Below are 2,786 nucleotides of genomic sequence, written 5' to 3'. Positions count from 1 at the left end.
AGCGCGCCCGCCTCCGCGGCGCCCGGCGCCCCGGCGCCGAGCCACTCGGCCAGTGCGAAGCCGAGCGCCGCCCCGACCCAGGCCGCCGCGCCGAGCCCCACCCGCGCCCCGGCCGCGCCGCCCACCGCCACCGGCCCGCTCACCATCAGCAACGGCACGCAGCTGGTCCAGATGAACGGCAAGGCGGTCGACTTCGGCACCGTGGTGCGGGACCTCACCTGGTCCCCGGACGGCAGCAAGGCGGTCTTCATCGACGGCTCCGGCAACCTGGTGGTCGCCAACCCCGACGGCAGCGGCAAGCGGACCGCCGCCCGCAACCCGGGCGGGCAGACCTGGTCGCACCCCGCCTGGCAGTACCTCGCCGGCGACAACGACAGCCAGGTGCCCGCCAAGAACCAGCTCTTCTTCGCCGTCTCCCAGGGCGGCACCACGCGCCTGGAGAGTGTGCCTGCGGCCGCCGAGAACGGCACGCCGACCCAGGTGACCCTGTACGGCGAGGAGGGCGCCCCGCTGCCGCAGACCGGCAACGTGTGGCCCACCGCCAACGGCAAGTACGGGGAGACCCTGTACGCCAACACCGGGGACGGGAAGGTCTACATCCGCGACGAGTACACCCGCCAGCAGGGCGCCGCGATCACCGCGGGCTCCCAGCCGGCGCTCGCCCCCGACGGCGAGCACGTGGTCTTCGTGCGCTCCTCCGGCGGCCACGACCACCTCTTCGAGCTGGACTTCAGCAACCGGACCAACCCCAAGGACCTGACGCCGAACGCGACCACCGACTGCACCGAGCCGACCTGGTCCCCGGACGGAAGGACCATCGCCTTCCGCACCCCGAACGGGATCTCCACCCTGCCGGTGGACGGTTCCGCCGCCCCGACCCAGGTCTCCACGGTCGCCGGCCTGCCGGCCTACCGGGGCTGAGAGCGGCCCAACTCGGCCACGAGTTCGTCCAACTGCTCGGCGGCGTCGTCGTGCGGCAGGTACTCGACCACGTCGAGGAAGCGGAACAGCACCCGGCTCCCGGTCACCGCGAACTCGTAGTCGCCGAACCCCACCACCGCGCCCGACTCCCCGCGCCGCTCGCCGCGCCGCAGGTGGCCGGTGAGCTCGTCGTCCCCGCTGCCCGACAGCCCGCGCCGCGCGGTGGAGCGGGCCAGGTAGGGGCAGACCATCGAGGCGTACAGCATGCAGGACCGGTGCCCCGGCCCCTCCAGGGTCGGGGCCAGGTTGCGGTAGGGCTGCCCGGCCGCCAGCGCCCCGGCGATCGCCTCGCTCTCGGTGGCGCCCACCACCCGCCAGACCGGCCCGCGGGCCATCAGCGTGCCGCAGACCGAGCAGAGCCGCCCGTTCGCGCACTGCGCGCTGCGCGCGTAGTCGGTCAGCGCGAACTGCGGCTGCCCGCCCTCCTCCCACGGCGTGATGGCCGGGACGGGGTAGCCGCGCGCGTCACGCGGCCGGGAGTCGACGGACGGCGGCATGGGGACGGAGTCGAATCGCACCCCTCATGCCTACCAGGCGCCGACCACGCTGCCCACCCCGCGGTGCCCCCGCGGTCCCCTCCACCGATCTGCGCGAACCCGCCCGGGCCGGCGGCGGCCACCCCTACACTGACGTAGCGTCACCTGCCGGTAGCAGCTCGGAGTCTTCCGGCCGCCGGGCAGCTGACGAGGACTGTGGCCGTCCGCACCCGAGCGAGGTGAGCCGTCATCGCCGAGTCAGCACACACACCGCGCTCGCCGCTGACCCAGTGGCTGTGCGGGCTCGACGAGGAGCGGCTGTACCGCGTCCTGCGGGCCCGACCGGACGCGAGCGCCGATCCGCCGCCGCGCTCGCCGGCCGACGTGGCCGAGCGGCTCGACCGCCCGGCCTCGGTGCTGGCGGTGCTGCGCCGGCTGCCCCGCCCCTGCCTCCAGGTGGCGGAGGCCCTGGTCGGCCTCGGCGGCAGCGCCGAACACGACGAACTCGCCGCCCTGCTGGGCGCCTTGGAGGGCGAGCGGGCACAGGCGCTGGACAGCACCCTGCAGACCCTGGCCGCGCACGCGCTGGTCTGGCCGGACCCCGCCGACCGGCTGCACGCGGCCGCGCCGCTGCGGCAGATCTGGCCCACCGCGCTGGGCCTGGAGCCACCGCTGGCGGTCCTGCTGGCGGAGGCCACCTCCGAGGAACTCCGCTCCCTGCTGGCCGCCCTGGGACTGCGCACGCTGGTCACCAAGCAGGAGCGGCTGGCCGCCCTGGTGAAACGGTTCGGCTCGGCCGACTGGCTCACCGCGCTGGTCGCGCAGTCCCCGCCCGGCGCGGCGCGGTTGCTGCACCAGTGCGCGCGCGAGGGCGCTCCCGCCCCCGCGCTGAGCGGCTCGGTGACCACCGAGGCGGGCCGGGCCGGCAAGTGGGCCCGGGAGCGCGGACTGCTGATCCGCCCCCACCACGGCTACGGCGCGGCCCGGATGCCCGCCGAGGTGACGCTGGCCCTGCGCGGCCCCGGCTGGCACGCGGCCTTCGATCCACTGCCACCGGAGCCGGAACTGGTCGCGGTCGGCGCCGCGGAGGTGGAGCGCGAGGCGGCGGCCGCGGCGACGGCCTTCTGCACCCAGGCGGCCGCGGTGCTGGCCGAGTGCGCGCTGCGGGGGCCGGTGCTGCTCAAGAGCGGCGGCGTGGGCCCGCGCGAGCTCAGCCGGATCGGCAAGGCCGCCGACTGCCCGGAACCGGTGGTGCGGCTGGTCCTGGAAACCGCCGGCGCCGTCGGGCTGCTGACCGGCACCGAGCCGGCCGGCGCCGGCCACCGCTCG

The 2,786-nt window shown here is 76.1% G+C and carries 2 protein-coding genes and 1 pseudogene; 2 read left to right on the top strand and 1 reads right to left on the bottom strand.

Going from position 1 to position 2,786, the window contains the following annotated elements; genetic code table 11:
* Positions 1–921, top strand: a 921-nt coding sequence (locus ABD323_RS40325; RefSeq protein WP_344447090.1) for a TolB family protein, incomplete at its 5' end; no start/stop codon positions are given.
* Here ABD323_RS40325 and ABD323_RS40320 read toward each other — a convergent pair.
* Positions 909–1,478 carry a hypothetical protein gene (locus ABD323_RS40320; protein ID WP_344447089.1) on the bottom strand — a complete coding sequence of 190 codons (570 nt, stop codon included), beginning with the start codon at positions 1,476–1,478 and terminating at the stop codon, positions 909–911. The two genes, ABD323_RS40325 and ABD323_RS40320, sit on opposite strands and share 13 nt — an antisense overlap.
* A 363-nt stretch (positions 1,479–1,841) precedes the next feature.
* On the opposite strand from ABD323_RS40320, the pseudogene ABD323_RS40315 reads away from it, so the two are divergent.
* Positions 1,842–2,786 (top strand): annotated as a pseudogene (locus ABD323_RS40315) (hypothetical protein); the annotation flags it as partial.

The sequence above is a fragment of the Kitasatospora nipponensis genome (assembly GCF_039528135.1).
Classification (GTDB): domain Bacteria; phylum Actinomycetota; class Actinomycetes; order Streptomycetales; family Streptomycetaceae; genus Kitasatospora; species Kitasatospora nipponensis.
The sequence above is the reverse complement of the archived record's forward strand: the minus strand, read 5'-3'. Positions and strand labels throughout refer to the sequence as shown.

What these genes read in the sequence shown, in the direction of transcription:
- ABD323_RS40320 (WP_344447089.1), bottom strand. Translation starts at nt 1,478, where the DNA reads ATGCCGCCGTCCGTCGACTCCCGGCCGCGTGACGCGCGCGGCTACCCC.